We start from the raw sequence: 15,329 nt of genomic DNA, 5'->3' as shown, positions 1-15,329 counted from the left end.
CACCCGAGGAGAAAAACCCATGTCCGTCCCCGCCAAGGTGATCACCGCCCTGCCCACCCCGTTCGCCCTCGACGAGGCCCTCGACCCGGGCAGCGCCACCGCGCTGTTCACCGCGGTGCGCGACCGCGGGGTCGACGGTGTGTTCGTCGCCGGCACCACCGGCGAGTTCACCGCCCTCGACGACGCCGAGCGCATCGAGGTGATCCGCCTGGCCCTGGACGTCTTCGGGCCAGAGGGGGTCTACGCCCACGTCGGCGCGGCCGCGCCTCGTCAGGCCGAGTCCCTGGTCCGTGCCTCCGTGGCCGCCGGGGCGACCCGGCTGGCGGCCATCACCCCCTACTTCCTGCCCTCGCCCGAGGACGCGATGGTGCGCTACTACGAGCGCCTGGTGGCGGCGGCCGGCGACGCCGAGGTGCACGCCTACCTGTTCCGGGCACGCTCCACCACCCCGGCGGACCCCTCGGTGCTGCGTCGTCTGCACGAGGCCGGTGTCCGCGGCGTGAAGATCAGCGGGGAGAGCGACGAGTCGGTGGCCGCCTACCTCGCGCGGGCTCCCGAGGGGTTCGACGTCCTGTCCGGCAACGACATCGCCTTCGAGGAGTTCGTGCGCGCGGGCGGCCTTGGCGTGGTCTCGGGTGTCTCCTCCGTCTTCCCCACGCCGTTCGTGGCGCTGCGCGACGCCCTCAACAGCGGTGACGTCGAAGGAGTGCGCGCCGCACAGCCCCTGGTGGAGCGCGCCGTGGCGGCGGTCAAGAGCGGCAGCATCCCGCACCTGAAGGCGGGCCTGGAAGTACAGGGGATCTCCGCCGGGCCCGCCCGTGTGTGCGGCGACGCCGTCTCCGAGGCCGACCTGGAGGTCCTCAAGGAGACCGCGCGGGCCTTGGCCCTGGCCTGAACCCGACGACGGTGCTAGTGCGAGAGGTGTGTGAGCGCTCATGGCGCTGAAGAAGATCATCAACCGGCCCGAGGACTTCGTCGACGAGGTCACCGAGTCGCTGCTCATGGCGCACCCCGACCGGCTGCGCGCGGCGACCGGGGACCGCAGGGCGCTGGTGCGCGCCGACGCGCCCGTCCGGGGACGCGTCGGCATCGTGACCGGGGGCGGCTCCGGCCACCTGCCCCTGTTCCTGGGCTACGTGGGGCAGGGCCTGGCCACCGGTGTGGCCGTGGGCAACGTGTTCTCCTCCCCGTCCGCGGAACAGATCGCCGCCGCCACACGCGCGAGCCACGGTGGGGCCGGGGTGCTGTACCTGTACGGCAACTACGGCGGTGACGTCTACAACTTCGACCTGGCCGGGGACGTCGTCGCGGCGGAGGGCGTGGCGACGGCGACCGTTCTGGGGACCGACGACGTGCTGTCCGCGCCCCGTGGCAAGGAGGCGACCCGGCGCGGGGTGGCGGGGTTGTTCTTCGCCTACAAGACGGCGGGCGCCTCCGCCGAACGCGGCGACGACCTGGAGAAGGTGCGGTCGGTCGCCCAACGCACCGTGGACGCCACACGCACGATGGGCGTGGGCCTGTCGCCCACCATCCTGCCCGCCGCGGGGGAGCCCACCTTCACCCTCGACGAGGGGGAGATGGAGGTCGGGATCGGCATCCACGGCGAACCCGGGAGCCACCGGGGCCCGTTGGAGACCGCCGACCAGATCACCGACCGCTTCCTCACCGAGATCCTCGGCGAACTGGAACCCGAGGCGGGGGATCGGGTCGCGGTCCTGGTCAACGGACTGGGCTCCACTCCGCTGGAGGAGCTCTACCTGATCTACCGTCGGGTCCACCAGGTCCTGGGGGAGCGTGGCGTGCTCATCCACCGGCGCTACATCGGCGAGTTCGCGACGAGCCTGGAGATGGCGGGGGCCTCGGTCTCCGTGCTGTCGCTCGACGACGAACTGGCCGAACTGGTCGACGCCCCGGCGGCCTCCCCGTTCTTCGGCCAGGGCAACACTCCCGCGCCGAGCGCGCCTACCGAGGAGACGCGTGCGCCGGGCACCGAGTCCGGTGCGGGAGCGGCCCCCGCCGTGCGCCGCACCGGTTCGGTCAGCGCGCTGCGCACCACCCTGATCGCCGTCATGGAGCGCATGCCCGCCCACGCGGAGGAGCTGCGTCTGCTGGACTCGCGGCTCGGCGACGGCGACCTGGGGATCACGGTCTCCTCGGGCGCGTCGGCCGTTCGTGAGGCGCTGCTGACACTGCCCGAGGACGCGCACCACGCCGACGTGCTGCGCACCGCGGCGACGGCGTTCGCGGCGGCCAACCCCTCCACGTTCGCGGCCTTGACCGGCGCGGGTCTGCTCGCCGCGGCGGCCGAGTCCGAGGAGCTTGCCTCCGTGTCGGTCCGTGACGCCGAGCGCCTCACCAGCGCCGTGTCCCGCAGGGTGCGGGAGAGGGGCGGAGCCGAGCCCGGCGACAAGACGTTCGTGGACGGCCTGCTGCTGGTGGAGGAGGCGTTGGCCGACGCCCGGGACCCGAAGGCGGCCGCCCGGGACGCGGTGTCCGCGGCCGGACGCGCGGTGGAGGAGACCAGTGGACTGACGTCGGCCAAGGGCCGTGCGGCCTGGGTGGGTGAACGCGGGGCCGGTGAGCGTGACCCCGGTTCGGTCGCCCTCCTGCGGTTCCTGGAGGAACTGCGCGACGTCCTGTCCTGAGACGGGTCCCCGTGGTGTGCCGTGAGGGGAACACCATGGGGACGCCGCCGCTCGGGAGCCCGTGATGTCGGTCCGACACCACGGGCTCCCGAGCCCCCTCCGTCAAGCCCCGAAACGCACCAGTGACCGGCCGCCCTTGCCCTGCCGCATGCGTTCGAAGGCCTCGGGGACACCGTCCAAGGGGATCTCGTCGGTGACCATCGCCGACAGGCGCAGATCACCGGAACGCACCGACTCGGCCAACAGCGGGATGTCGCGGTCGGGGTCGCTGGAGCCGTACACGCATCCCTGGACGGTACGACCCTGGTGGAACAGTTCCAGGGCGTTGAAGGACACCTCGTCCTTGACCGATCCGAGGCCGACCACGGTCACGGTCCCGCCCCTGCGCACACTGTTCCAGGCCGTGCGCACCACCTGGGCCTTGCCCACCACCTCGAAGGCGTGGTCGGCCCCGCGCCCGCCGGTCAGCCCTCGCACGGCCTTGTGGGTGCTTCCATCGGCGACCAGGAAGTCGGTGGCGCCCAGGGAACGGGCCAACTCCTCCTTGTCGGGGGAGACGTCCACCGCGATGAGGGGGCCGGCCCCGGCCATCCGGGCGGCCTGGAGCACGGACAGACCGACCCCGCCCAGCCCCAGGACCACCGCGGACCGTCCCTCGCGCAGGCGCGCGGCGTTGTTGACGGCGCCCCATCCGGTGACCACCGCGCATCCCAGCATGGCCCCGACCGCCGGGTCGATCCCGTCGGGAAGCGGGATCACGGCCTTGGCCGAGACGACGGTGGCCTCGGCGAAGGCTCCCGTGCTCAAGCCGGCGTAGACGGGGGTGCCGTCGGTCAGCTCGGCGTAGGGGACCAGGGTGCCGTCCAGGGCGTGCTCGCACAGGTAGGGCTCCCCTTGGAGGCAGAACCAACACTCCCGGCAGGCGGGCGCCCAGTTCAGGACGACCTGTTGACCGGGCGTCAGGTGCTCGACCCCGGGGCCGACCTCTTCGACGGTGCCGGCGCCCTCGTGGCCCAGGACGGCGGGCCAGGACTGGGCCAGGGTGCCGTTGGACAGTGACAGGTCGGAGTGGCACACGCCCGCCGCCGCCAGACGTACCCGTACCTGTCCGGGGCCGGGGTCGGGCAGGACCAGGGAACGGATCTGGGGGAGTGCGTCGGTCTCGTGGAAGACGGCGGCCTTGACGGTCGTGCTCATGATGGGGGTACTCCAATCGGGGAACTGGCGCGACTCTAACAATACCGGCCGGTCGGTCTGTTGGTCGGGGGTGTGCTCGAATGGGCCGGGCGAGGCGCGCCCACGCCCGGAAAAGTCCGTTTCAGGGAGGTTCGTGGAAAAGTCGATATTGGCGCCCGCACGGTGTGGGTATCCAATGAATGTCCGCCCGGAAACGCGCGGTGGTAAAGGCCTGAACCACCGCGGGCCGTTCGGCCTCCGGGGCACCTCGATGGGGAGGTTCCATGGCTCCACCCACAGACCCGGCGCCGGTGGCGGCGCCCCGGCACTATTTGATGTGCCGTCCCACCTACTTCGCGGTGGAATACGCGATCAACCCCTGGATGAACCCCACCTTGATCGTGGACCGCGACCGCGCCGTTCGCCAATGGGAGGGGCTCCGCGACCTCTACCTGTCCCTGGGACACCGCGTGAGCGAGATAGCCCCCATCGAAGGCCTGCCCGACATGGTCTTCGCCGCCAACGGTGGCCTGGTCGTGGACGGTCGGGTCTACGGGGCCCGGTTCGCCAGCGCCGAACGTACCCCCGAAGGGCCCGCCTACCTCGACTGGTTCCGTAAGGCCGGCTTCGTGGAGACCAAGGAACCCAAACACGTCAACGAGGGTGAGGGCGACTTCATCACCCTGGACGACGTCATCCTGGCGGCCACGGGCTTTCGCACCGAGGCCGCCGCCCACCAGGAGGCCGAACGACTCCTGGACCGACCGGTCGTCACCCTGCAACTGGTCGACCCGCGCTTCTACCACCTGGACACCGCGCTGTTCGCCCTGTCGGGGCGGCGGATCGCCTACTACCCGGGCGCGTTCTCCGAGGGCAGCCGCCGGGTGCTGGGCGCCCTGTACCCCGACGCTCTCCTGGCCACCGAGGAGGACGCCGCCGTCCTGGGCCTGAACGCCGTCGCGGACGGCCACAACGTGGTCATCGCCGCCGAGGCCACCGCGCTCGCCGACCGGATCCGCGCCCTGGGATACACGGTTCACCCGATCGAACTCGACGAACTCCGCAAGGCCGGGGGCGGCGCCAAGTGCTGCACCCTGGAACTGCGCGACCCACCCTCCTGAGGACCGAGCGAAAGGGGCGGACGCCGCGCACCACCGTGCGGAATCCGCCCACTCAAACATGCCCGAATGTGGGATGTGCCACCCGGCGAAACCATTGCGGGCACGGGCGCACAGGTCACACGCGCGACGCCGGGCGGCCCCGAGACACGCGGCCCCACTCGCCTCCGGCGTCCCCACGCCACTTCCATCGATCCCATTAGGGTCGGTTCCCGTGACGACCAAACAACGCAGACTCCCGCGCCAGGTCAGGGAACAACAACTGATCGACGCCGCCGTCTCCGCGTTCTCCCGGGGCGATTACCACACCGTCAGCGTGGAGGAGATCGCGGCGGCCGCCGGGACCTCCAAACCGACCGTGTACCACTACCTGGGTTCCAAGGAGGGCATTTTCACCGCCTGTGTGCGCCGGGAGATGGAACGACTCATCGAGGCCATCCGCGGCGCCGTGCACGCGCCCCACCCCGCCGACGACGATCCGCTGCGCCGAGGCATACGCGCCTTCTTCGCGTTCGTGGTCGACAACCGCGAGAGCTGGACCGTGCTCTACCGGCGCGCCGCCGCCCAGGGACAGCCCTTCGAGGCCGAGACCGTCCGCGTGCGCGACCGTGTCACCGCGGAGATGGCCGACCTCATCACCGCCTGCACCCGCGACGACTACGGCGACATGGACGCCCGAGACGCCCAACTACTGGCCCGGGTGGCGGTGAGCACCGCCGACGCCTTCGCCGACTGGCTCCTGGACCACCCGGACGAGACCCCCGACACCATGGCCGGACACGTCGCCGAACTCACCTGGTCCCACCTGCGCACGCGCGGACCCGCCGGGGTCTGAAAAGCGGCCCGAGCATCGAAGTCGGTGGGTGAATCTCTTGAGGGGACGAGCGCTCAGACGCGGGGCTCCCGCGTCACCAAGCCGCAGTCGTTCAGGATCCGCACCGCGCTGTGCTCGACGCCGCTGTGCTCGTCGATGAGCTTCTCCACTCCGTCGGGGAGCAGGTCGCGAGGCCGCCACCACCGGCGCAGTTCGGCTTCCCCGACCACGTCGGCGATGGGCTTGGTGGCGTGCCGCTCCAGTGTGGTCGCGAACGGGACATCGAAGTAATAGCAGTGCGCCGTCTGCCGGTAGTCGCCCACCAAGCGGGTGAGCATGTCCCCGTAATGGTCGACGTAGAGGATGCCTTCCACCACCACATGAAAGCCGTGTTCCAAAGAGTGGCGGGCCATGAGGTCGAGCAGGTCGATGTTGACGCCGCCCGGGAGGTCCCTCTCCCTGAGGATGTCGCGACGCACCACGTCCTGGGGGATGATCGCGAGGCCGCGCCCGTACCTCGCCCGCAGCTCTCGGGCGACGGTGCTCTTGCCCGACGCGGAGTTTCCGCGCAGCACGATCAACCGAGGGCGGCAGGGGTGGAGTTCGTCGCCTCCCAGCGGAGTCATGGTCATGACCCTAGGCCAGAGCACATCACCCAAGGGCCGCAGCGAGCCGGTCCCGAATCCCCGACATGGGCGGATCCGTGTGATCACACCATCTAGGACGTCGGAGACCTTTAGGTTCGGGATATGGCCCTCAGCTACCTCTGGCACGGCGACCAGTATCCCCCGGCAGACCTGCCCGTCACGCAGGTGTACGGGTACGTGTTCGACGACCTGGGGCGCGTGGTCGTGCTCTACGACGAGGAACCCGGTGCGTGGAACCTGCCGGGAGGGACACCAGAGCCCGAGATCGATCAGGGTTCCGTTGCCACGCTGGAGCGGGAAGTGTGGGAAGAGGTCCAAGTCCGCTTTGACGACGCCGTGTACCTGGGCTATCAGAGCGTGAGCGAGGCTGACGAGCGGCCACTGCGTGCCCAACTGAGAATGGCCGCCCGCTTGGTCGCGGTCGGCGAGCGAGCCCCGGACCCGGACAACGGCCGGGTTCACATCCGGCGCCGGTGTTCCCTGCCTGAAGCCGAGCGCCTGCTCGACTGGGGTGCGCCGGCACGGGAACAGTTCAAGAGGGCTGCGAAGGTCGCCGAACAGCGGTGGCGATTTCCTGTTCGCGAGCAGGCCCTTGCGGTGGTGGACTGAGCCTCCACGACATCCGGTGCCACCTGCGCACACGCGGATCCGCCCTGGACCCGGGCGGATCCGCGTACGGCGTCAGGCCAGGGCGCTCATCACGTGCTTGACGCGGGTGTAGTCCTCCAGGCTGTAGGCCGACAGGTCCTTGCCGTACCCGGACCGCTTGAAGCCGCCGTGCGGCATCTCCGAGAGCAGGTCGCCGTGGGTGTTGAGCCACACCGCGCCGAAGTCCAGCTCGGCACAGACCCGCAGGGCCCGCGCGTGGTCACGGGTCCACACCGACGAGGCGAGTCCCTGCTCGACCCCGTTGGCCAGTTCGATCGCCTCGCTCTCGTCCGCGAAGCGCTGCACGGTCACGACCGGGCCGAAGACCTCCTCCAGCACGATCTCGTCGTCGGCGCGCAGCCCGGACACGACCGTGGGCGCCAGGAAGAACCCGGCCTCGCCCACCCGGTGACCACCCGTCTCCACTCGTGCGTGCGCGGGCAGGCGTTCCAACAGTCCGGTGACACGGTTGAACTGGTCGGCGTTGTTGAGCGGCCCGAAGTCGCTCTCTCGGTCCGAGGGCAGGCCGGTGACCTGGGCCGACGCCAGACGGGTCAGTTCGGCGACGAACGCGTCGTGCACCCCCTCTTGGACGATGACGCGGGTGGCTGCGGTGCAGTCCTGTCCGGCGTTGAGGAAACCGCCCGCGATCACACCTGCGGCGGCGCCGGCCACGTCGGCGTCGTCGAAGACCACCGCCGGGGCGTTGCCGCCGAGCTCCAGGTGCACGCGCTTGATGTCGTCCGCGGCGGCCTTGGCCACCTGCGCCCCCGCCCGGGTCGAACCGGTGACCGACACCAGGCGCGTGGCCGGGTGTTCCACCAACAGGCGGCCGGTGTCACGGTCGCCCACCACCGTATTGACCACACCGGCGGGAAGCGCCCGTGCGGCGATCTCGGCGAGCAGGACCGTGGTGGTGGGCGTGCTCTCCGCCGGTTTGAGCACCACCGTGTTGCCCGCGGCCAGCGCGGGACCGATCTTCCACACCGCCATCATCAGCGGATAGTTCCATGGGGTGATGCCCACGCACACGCCCACCGGTTCGCGGCGGACCCAGGAGGTGCGGTCGGTGGCGTACTCGGCGGCGGCCTTGCCCTCCAGGTGTCGGGCGGACCCGGAGAAGAACCGCAGGGTGTCCACGCAGAACGGGATCTCCTCGTCCAGGAACGAGGCGCGCGGCTTGCCGGTCTCGCGGCACTCGGCGTCGGCGAACTCCTCGGCTCGTTCGACCAGGGCGTCGGCGATCGCCAACAGGGCGTCCTGACGTTGTGCCGGTGTGGCCCGGCGCCAGGATCGGAAGGCGCGTGCGGCGGAGTCCATGGCGGACTCCACCTCGGCGGGCCCGCAGATCCCGGCCCGACCGGCCACCTGTCCGGTGACGGGGTCGACCAGGTCCAGGGTCGCATCGCCCGCCGGGTGCAGGGGCTTGCCGCCGACCAGGCTGTGCAGGGGCTCGTGGCTGTCCATGGTGGTCCTTCGTTCGAAGTCGTGGGTGGTCAGTGCGACGCGGTCGTCGGCGCGTCCTCGGTGGCGGGCGCGGGGGCCGGTTCGGTCTCCTCCCGGGCCGGCACCAGGCGTGGCCGCTGCGGGCCGAACACCGAGCGCGGCTCGGGGAAGAGGAACAGCGCCGCCGGGTAGGCGACCGCGGCGGTCACCAGCGCCACCGGGAGGCTGATGTCGATGCCCGCGGCCAGGTTCCCCAGGGGGCCGACCAGCAGCGGGGTGTTGGCGAACAGCAGAGCGGCCACCGCCGACAGCGATCACGCCGCAGGAGATCGCGCGCAGCAGGGCCTCGCTGGACAGCCCCAGCCGGCGCGCGGCGCCGTTGACGCGCGCCCCGAGAGCGGGGTCGACCGTCCGGTGCGGACGGCGCTGTCCCGGAACGGGACACGGGGTTCGGTCAGGACATGGGACCGTCCAGGTGCGTGGGGGCGAAGCCCGCCCGTCGCCCACCACCACCCTCAACGGACGCCTACGGCGCGAATATCTTTATGTGCATGGGCAGCACCACCACGCTCGGGCCCGGGGCGGCCAGCGCCGCGGTCAGGTCGGCTCCCACCGTCTCCGGTGAGGTGAGGGTCGCGGGCACCCCGAACGAGGCCGCCAGGGCCACGAAGTCGGGTCGGGTCAGCTCGGTGTGGGTGGCCTCCCCGAAGGCGCCCTCCATGTACTCGCGCAGGATGCCGTAGCCGCCGTCGTCGACGATCAGCCAGGTCACGTCCAGGTCGTGCTGGCGGGCGGTGGCCAGTTCCGCGATCGAGTACATGGCACCGCCGTCACCGGAGACCGCCAGCACCGGACCGTTTCCGGTGGCGGCCGCGCCCAGCGCCGCCGGGAACCCGTATCCGAGCCCGCCGGAGCCCTGCGCGGAGTGCATCGCACCATCGCGCGGGTCCCACGCCGACCACGCCCAGTACGCCAACACGGTCATGTCCCAAAAGCTCGGCGCGTCGTCGGGCAGGGCATCGCGTACCGCGGCCAGGACGGTTTGTTCGGCGGCCAGGTCCTGCCCGGCCAGCCGTTCGGCCACCCGGGCCAGAACCCGGGCGACCTCGGTCTCGACCTCGGGGTCCTTCGGGCGTGGCCGAACCTTCGCGGCCAGCGCCTCCAGGGTCAGGGCCGCGTCGCCGTGGATCCCCAACGCCGGGACGTTGGATTCGAGCTTGCCGAGGTCGGCCTCCACCTGCACCACACGCCCTCGGGGCGCCATGGTGTGGTAGTTGCTCGACAACTCGCCCAGACCCGAACCCACCACCAAGAGCACGTCGGCGTCCTCCAGGTACTCGGTGGTGTACCGGTCCTCGATCCACGAGCGCAACGAGAGCGGGTGGTCCCACGGGAAGGCGTCCTTGCCGCCGAAGGTGGTGGCCACCGGAGCACGAAGGGCCTCGGCCAGCTCCAGCAGCGCCTTCCGCCCGCCCGAGCGGCTCACCCCGCCACCGGCCAGCACCACCGGACGCCGCGCCCCGTCCAGCCACCGGGCGGCCTCGTCCACCACCTCCGCGCGCGGAACGAGCGGGGCGGGAGTCCCGGACACGTCCGTCACCGGCGGCACCACCGTCGGCTCCAGCAGCACGTCCTGTGGGATCTCCACCAACACCGGGCCCGCGGGCGCCGCCGCGGCGATCCGCCAGGCCTCGGTCAGCGCCGAGGGGATCTGCGAAGCGTGTCGGACCGTGAACGTCGACTTGGTGACGTTGCCGAAGGAGGCCGTCTGTTCGGGAAGCTCGTGCAGGTAGCCGTGCCGGCCACCGCCCAACCCCGCCCGCGGCACCTGGCTGCTGATCACCAGCACCGGCGCGGAGGCCGCCCGGGACTCCTGCAACGAGGCCAGGGTGAGCAGCGCGCCGGGCCCGGTGGAGACCAACAACGGGGTGACCTCATCGGTCACCCGGGCGTGCCCGTCCGCGGCGAAGGCCGCGTTGTTCTCCACCCTGGCCGACACGAACCGCAGCCCGGGCGCTCGACGCAGCGCGTCGAACAGCCCCAGCGCGTGCTGGCCGGGGATACCGAAGCACACCCGGGCCCCCAACGCGGTCAGGGTCTCGGTGACCAGGTCGCCACCGTTGCGCGGCGCGCTCTCACCCATGTCGATCAGCCCTCCGTCTTGCGCTGGTGGTTCAGGGCCAGCAGGCTCACCAGGTCGTAGGCCACGTGCGAGGCCGCCGTGGAGGTGATCTGGGCGTGGTCGTAGGCCGGGGCGACCTCCACCACGTCGGCGCCCACCAGGTTCAGGTCGGCCAGCCCGCGCAGGATCTCCAGCAGCTCTCGGCTGGTGATCCCGCCGGCCTCCGGGGTGCCGGTGCCCGGGGCGTGCGCCGGGTCCAAGACGTCGATGTCCACCGACACGTACAGTGGCCGGTTCCCGATGCGCTGACGCAGCGCGTCGGCGATCTCGTCCACGCCCTTGCGCAGCACGTCGGCGGCGGTGACGATGCCGAACCCGAAGCGACGGTCGTCCTCCAGGTCCCGCTTGCCGTACAGGGGGCCACGGGTGCCCACGTGGGCGATCGCCTCGGTGTCGAGGATGCCCTCCTCCACCGCGCGTCGGAACGGGGTGCCGTGCGTGTAGGGCTCACCGAAGTAGGTGTCCCAGGTGTCCAGGTGGGCGTCGAAGTGCAGCATGGCGATCGGGCCGTGCACGCGGTACAGGGACCTGAGCAGGGGTAGCGCGATCGTGTGGTCGCCGCCCAGGGTCACCAGGCGGGTCCCGGCGCGCACGAACTCCGAGGCGCCCTGGTCCAGGGTCTCCACGGCGTCCCCGACCGAGTACGGGTTCACAGCGATGTCTCCGCCGTCCACCACCTGGAGGCGCTCGAACGGGGACACGTCCAGGCCGGGGTTGTAGGGACGCAGCAGCCGGCTGGCCTCACGGATCGCCGAGGGGCCGAAACGGGCGCCGGGACGGTAGGAGACACCGGTGTCGAAGGGCACCCCGACCACGGCGATGTCGGCTCGTTCCACCTGGTCGATGCGGGGCAGGCGGGCGAAGGTCGCCGGGCCCGCGAAGCGCGGCACGAGGCTGGAGTCGGTGGGTCCGATCGGTGCGTTCATGTGATCCATTCCTGTGTCGTCGGTTCCGCGATGGGTGTCAGCGGTCCCGGGTCGGGTCGGTGGACGCGACGCTCGTGGCGTCCTCGTCGGTTCCCGTCGCGGTCTCGTCGCCGGTGTCCTGGCCGCGCAGGCGGCGCTGCCACAGCTCCAGTACCGCGGGGTCGGTGGGCGGGGTGAGCAGACTGACGGCCACGTAGACCACCAGCGCGGTGCCCAACCCCACGTAGATGGGTTCGTTGGCGAGCAGGCCGGTGATCGCCATGGTCACGATGACGGCCACGGAACCGGCCAACATCGAGGCCAGGGCGCCCGCGCGCGTTCCGCGACGCCACACCAGGCCACCGAGGATCGCGACGAGCAGGCCGCCGACCAGGATGTTGTAGGCCAGGGTGAGCGCGGCGACCACGTCGTCCACGGCCAGCGCCACACAGATGCTCGCCACACCCAGGACCAGTGTGAACACCCGGTTGGCGGCCACCTCGTCCTCCTTGTGGTCGTCCTCGGCGGACCTCTTCGCGCCGAACAGGGCGCGCACGCGCGGCCACAGGTCGGTGGAGGTCACCGTGGAGCAGGCGATGAGGGCGCCGCTGGCGGTGGACATCACCGCGGACAGGGCGGCGGCCAGGACCAGACCGGCCACGCCCACCGGCAGGGTCGCCTCCACCATGAGGGTGAAGGCGTCGTCGGGGTTGGCCAGGTTCGGGAACATCACCGCGCCGGCGGTGCCGATGAGCGCGCCGCACACTCCGTAGATCAGGCAGTACACGCCCGCGCCGATGCCGCCCACCTTGGCCACCTTGTCGTTGCGGCCGGTGAAGACGCGCTGCCAGATGTCCTGGCCGATGAGCAGCCCCAGCGAGTAGATGACGAAGTAGGTGAGGATGGTCTGCCCGCCGATGGCGGTGGGGTCGAAGTAGGTGGGGTCCAACGACTCGCGCATCCCGGAGAAACCGCCGGCCGACCACACCGCCACCGGGGTCAGGATGAGCAGGAGCCCGATCGTCTTGATCGCGAACTGGGCCATATCGGTCATCGTCACCGACCACATGCCGCCCATCGTGGAGTACAGCACCACGATGGAACCGCCCAGGATGATGGCGACCACGCGCGGCAGTTCGAACAGACCGCTGAAGATGGTGGAGAAGGCCAAGGTCGAGGGCACCGTCAGAACGAAGGTGTAACCCCACATGACCAGGGCCGACACGATCCGGGAGTCACCGCCGTAGCGCAGGTCCAACATCTGGGAGACGGTGAAGACCCTCAGCCGCGAGATGCGCTCGGCGAAGAACAGGTGCAGGGCCAGGATGCCCACGCCGATGGCCACGACCAGCCAGGCGCCGGAGATCCCGTAGGTGTAGCCCAGGCCGATCCCGCCAACGGTGGAGGCGCCGCCCAGGACCACGGCGGCCATGGTGCCCGCGTACATCAGCGGACCCAGGCGGCGGCCGGCGACCAGGTAGTCGGACTTGCTCTTGGCGCGACGCATGCCCCACCAGCCCAGGCCGATCATGCCCAGGAGGTAGGCGGCGATCACCGCGGTGTCGATGAGCATGAAGCTCCTTTGCGGGGAGTGGTTCGGGGGCAGGCGGGGGCGTCGTGCGGGGGTCGGGCCATGGAGATGTTGACGCAGGTCACATCGCTTCGGTCAGCGTAGGTAGTCGGTAGGCTCCACTCCAGTGGCCGAACCGCACCACTTCCCGGTGAACTTTGGATGAATCGTCCAGTCGTCGCGGAAGGCGTCCTCGTGTACGTCATGTCCAGGACACGAGGATCGGCTCGGACGGGTCGGCGGGACGAGGGGGACCAGGACATGGCGAAGAGCGGGGGCGACACCCACCACGTGCCGTTGAGCGTGGTGGTGGCTCGCCGCGACCTGGGCCTGACCACGGTGGTCGAGGCCGGGGACCCACCGATCACCTGGGCGGTGGCGAGCGAGCTCGTCGTGGCCGCCGACTATCTGCGCGGTGGAGAACTCCTCCTCACCTCCGGGGCCAACCTGCCCACCGACACCGATGAGGTGCGCACCTACGTGGCCTCCCTGGTGCGCGCGGGGGTCGGGGCACTCGGCTTCGGGGTGGCGCCCGTCCACCGGGCCGTCCCCGCCGACCTCGTCGAACAGTGCCGGTCGCAGGGCCTGCCGCTGCTGGAGGTGCCACGGAACTCGCCCTTCGCCGCGGTCAGCCGCGCCGTGGGCGAGGAACTGGAAGAGCGCCACCTGCGCGACCTGCGCCGTTTGGGCGAGTCCCACCAGGCACTGGCCCGCGCGGTCACCGCGCCCATCCCCGCCGAACGGGTGCCCGCGGTGTTGGCCGACGCTCTCGGAGCCTGGGTCGCCCTCGTGCCCGCCGACCCCACCGCATCCGTGCGCCGTACCGCGGGGGCCCCGGCCGACCTGGACCCCGAACTGCGTACCCTGCTCACCAAACTCACCGCCCCCACGGGTCCGCGCAGCGCCAAGGCCGACAGCGGCCCGGACGAGGTCTTCCTGCACACCGTGGGCACCCCACCCGAACACCAGGGCGTGGTGCTGGTGGGTCGCCCCGAACCCCTGGGCATCACCGACCGGGAGGTGCTGCGCACCGCCACGGCCCTGCTCGACCTACTGCTGCGCGCCGAGGGTGAGGAACCTCCCGCCCCGAGCCTGCCGCTCATCGCGCTGCTGTTGGACGGCGAACTGAACCCCCGCGCCATCGCGGCCCTGACCGGGCTCACCGACACCCGCGCTCCCGATCCCCGCTCCGCCACCTCGGGTGAGGCCCCCCGGGGCGGCTACCGGGTCCTGCGGGCCGCACCCGCTTCCCGAGGGCACCGAACCGCCGCCGCGGCCCTGCCCTTGGGCACCCACCTGAGCGACCTGGTCTCCGGCGCCGAGGAGGGCGGCGGTGTCGTGCGCGCCGTCCTCGCCGACCGGGGCGAGCGGTCCCACCACGACCATCTCGAACTCCTGCGTTCCCACGGGTGGATCGGCGCCCTGAGCGCGGCCGTGGCGCCCGAGGATCTGCCCGACGCCGACCGCCGGGCCGCGACCCTGCTGGTGCGCGCCCACGTCGTGGGCGAGCCACGGCTGTGGTCGGCCACCACCGACCCCTTCGACGCGCTCATCGACCCCGAGGGCGCCGGGCGGCCCGCCCGGGAGATCCTCGGCCCGCTCGACGAGGACACCCCGGCCGCGCACACCCTTCGTGCGACCCTGCACACCTGGCTGGCACGGCACGGCAACTGGGATCGGGCCGCCACCGACCTGGGCGTGCACCGCAACAGCGTCCGCTACCGGATCGGGCGGATCGAACGGGACCTGGGCGTGGACCTGGCCGACCCCGAACAGCGCATGCGCCTGTGGTTCGCCCTGACCCGGCGCCCTTGAGGGGCACGGGAACCTTCACGAGATCTCGCACGGGCCGATGCACGTGCGAGCAGCCGACCGAAAACCCGTGAAAACTGGGTTCACCTGTGCGAACGAGCGAATGACAGGGTGAATTAGGGTCCCGCCGATTGGCCGCATCCGGCCATTTTCGTCGACGTTTCGTGAGCCGCTTCGATTCTGGGGATGTTACCCATCTCGAACCCCACCCGTATGACCTGCGCACCCCCGCGCCGAAACCCCCATCGGTGGCACGAAACCGGTTATCTCTCCGGAAAAACCGCAGGAGTGCGTTCGGTGTGACCCAAGGATAATTCGAGCAGGAATCGGAAGGATCGAACCGGAATGACTTCCGAAACAAGGGCC

At 71.1% G+C, this 15,329-nt stretch carries 13 protein-coding genes; 6 read left to right on the top strand and 7 right to left on the bottom strand.

What is annotated here, in order from left to right:
* Positions 1-19: 19 nt before the first annotated feature.
* Positions 20-895, top strand: coding sequence for a dihydrodipicolinate synthase family protein (locus ACWGKS_RS07770; RefSeq protein ID WP_358504616.1), 876 nt, complete (start codon positions 20-22; stop codon positions 893-895).
* Between the two features lie 40 nt (positions 896-935).
* Entirely contained in the window at positions 936-2,645 is a 1,710-nt protein-coding gene (locus ACWGKS_RS07765; protein WP_358504619.1) for a dihydroxyacetone kinase family protein, read from the top strand.
* Between the two features lie 102 nt (positions 2,646-2,747).
* Here ACWGKS_RS07765 and ACWGKS_RS07760 read toward each other — a convergent pair whose 3' ends face one another.
* A complete protein-coding gene (locus ACWGKS_RS07760; RefSeq protein ID WP_358504622.1) occupies positions 2,748-3,842 on the bottom strand; it encodes an alcohol dehydrogenase catalytic domain-containing protein in 1,095 nt (364 codons plus the stop codon).
* Positions 3,843-4,105: 263 nt separating this feature from the next.
* On the opposite strand from ACWGKS_RS07760, the gene ddaH reads away from it, so the two are divergent.
* Both ddaH and ACWGKS_RS07750 read left to right on the top strand, forming a co-directional pair.
* The gene (gene ddaH, locus ACWGKS_RS07755; protein WP_358504625.1) at positions 4,106-4,942 is read left to right on the top strand and encodes a dimethylargininase; all 837 of its coding nucleotides are present in this window, start codon (positions 4,106-4,108) and stop codon (positions 4,940-4,942) included.
* A 211-nt stretch (positions 4,943-5,153) separates the two neighbouring features.
* Positions 5,154-5,774 (top strand): TetR/AcrR family transcriptional regulator, encoded by a 621-nt coding sequence (locus tag ACWGKS_RS07750; protein ID WP_358504628.1) that lies wholly within the window; start codon positions 5,154-5,156, stop codon positions 5,772-5,774.
* Between the two features lie 53 nt (positions 5,775-5,827).
* Here the strand turns inward: ACWGKS_RS07750 and ACWGKS_RS07745 are convergent, their stop codons facing one another.
* Positions 5,828-6,385, bottom strand: coding sequence for an AAA family ATPase (locus ACWGKS_RS07745; RefSeq protein ID WP_358504631.1), 558 nt, complete (start codon positions 6,383-6,385; stop codon positions 5,828-5,830).
* A gap of 117 nt (positions 6,386-6,502) precedes the next feature.
* Between ACWGKS_RS07745 and ACWGKS_RS07740 the strand changes: the two genes are divergently transcribed.
* Positions 6,503-7,009, top strand: coding sequence for an NUDIX hydrolase (locus ACWGKS_RS07740; RefSeq protein ID WP_452455096.1), 507 nt, complete (start codon positions 6,503-6,505; stop codon positions 7,007-7,009).
* A gap of 72 nt (positions 7,010-7,081) precedes the next feature.
* On the opposite strand, the gene ACWGKS_RS07735 is transcribed toward ACWGKS_RS07740, so the two are convergent.
* The 5 genes from ACWGKS_RS07735 to ACWGKS_RS07715 all read right to left on the bottom strand — a co-directional run bounded on the left by ACWGKS_RS07735 (position 7,082) and on the right by ACWGKS_RS07715 (position 13,154).
* The gene (locus ACWGKS_RS07735) at positions 7,082-8,515 is read right to left on the bottom strand and encodes an aminobutyraldehyde dehydrogenase (protein ID WP_452522114.1); all 1,434 of its coding nucleotides are present in this window, start codon (positions 8,513-8,515) and stop codon (positions 7,082-7,084) included.
* 29 nt (positions 8,516-8,544) lie between these two features.
* A complete protein-coding gene (locus ACWGKS_RS07730) occupies positions 8,545-8,796 on the bottom strand; it encodes a hypothetical protein (protein WP_358504637.1) in 252 nt (83 codons plus the stop codon).
* A gap of 224 nt (positions 8,797-9,020) precedes the next feature.
* Positions 9,021-10,637 carry a thiamine pyrophosphate-binding protein gene (locus ACWGKS_RS07725; protein WP_452455099.1) on the bottom strand — a complete coding sequence of 539 codons (1,617 nt, stop codon included), beginning with the start codon at positions 10,635-10,637 and terminating at the stop codon, positions 9,021-9,023.
* Positions 10,638-10,642: 5 nt separating this feature from the next.
* The gene (gene speB / locus ACWGKS_RS07720) at positions 10,643-11,602 is read right to left on the bottom strand and encodes an agmatinase (RefSeq protein ID WP_358504643.1); all 960 of its coding nucleotides are present in this window, start codon (positions 11,600-11,602) and stop codon (positions 10,643-10,645) included.
* Between the two features lie 37 nt (positions 11,603-11,639).
* The gene (locus tag ACWGKS_RS07715; protein ID WP_452522111.1) at positions 11,640-13,154 is read right to left on the bottom strand and encodes a sodium:solute symporter; all 1,515 of its coding nucleotides are present in this window, start codon (positions 13,152-13,154) and stop codon (positions 11,640-11,642) included.
* Between the two features lie 258 nt (positions 13,155-13,412).
* On the opposite strand from ACWGKS_RS07715, the gene ACWGKS_RS07710 reads away from it, so the two are divergent.
* Entirely contained in the window at positions 13,413-14,966 is a 1,554-nt protein-coding gene (locus ACWGKS_RS07710; RefSeq protein ID WP_358504650.1) for a PucR family transcriptional regulator, read from the top strand.
* Positions 14,967-15,329 lie beyond the last annotated feature (363 nt).

This window comes from Nocardiopsis sp. NPDC055879 (genome assembly GCF_053615935.1).
The sequence above is the reverse complement of the archived record's forward strand: the minus strand, read 5'-3'. Positions and strand labels throughout refer to the sequence as shown.

Coding starts and splice junctions, on each gene's coding strand:
- ACWGKS_RS07770 (WP_358504616.1), top strand. CDS start 20: ATGTCCGTCCCCGCCAAGGTGATCACCGCCCTGCCCACCCCGTTCGCC.
- ACWGKS_RS07740 (WP_452455096.1), top strand. CDS start 6,503: ATGGCCCTCAGCTACCTCTGGCACGGCGACCAGTATCCCCCGGCAGAC.
- ACWGKS_RS07735 (WP_452522114.1), bottom strand. CDS start 8,515: ATGGACAGCCACGAGCCCCTGCACAGCCTGGTCGGCGGCAAGCCCCTG.
- ACWGKS_RS07765 (WP_358504619.1), top strand. CDS start 936: ATGGCGCTGAAGAAGATCATCAACCGGCCCGAGGACTTCGTCGACGAG.
- speB (WP_358504643.1), bottom strand. CDS start 11,602: ATGAACGCACCGATCGGACCCACCGACTCCAGCCTCGTGCCGCGCTTC.
- ACWGKS_RS07715 (WP_452522111.1), bottom strand. CDS start 13,154: ATGCTCATCGACACCGCGGTGATCGCCGCCTACCTCCTGGGCATGATC.
- ACWGKS_RS07710 (WP_358504650.1), top strand. CDS start 13,413: ATGGCGAAGAGCGGGGGCGACACCCACCACGTGCCGTTGAGCGTGGTG.
- ddaH (WP_358504625.1), top strand. CDS start 4,106: ATGGCTCCACCCACAGACCCGGCGCCGGTGGCGGCGCCCCGGCACTAT.
- ACWGKS_RS07760 (WP_358504622.1), bottom strand. CDS start 3,842: ATGAGCACGACCGTCAAGGCCGCCGTCTTCCACGAGACCGACGCACTC.
- ACWGKS_RS07725 (WP_452455099.1), bottom strand. CDS start 10,637: ATGGGTGAGAGCGCGCCGCGCAACGGTGGCGACCTGGTCACCGAGACC.
- ACWGKS_RS07745 (WP_358504631.1), bottom strand. CDS start 6,385: ATGACCATGACTCCGCTGGGAGGCGACGAACTCCACCCCTGCCGCCCT.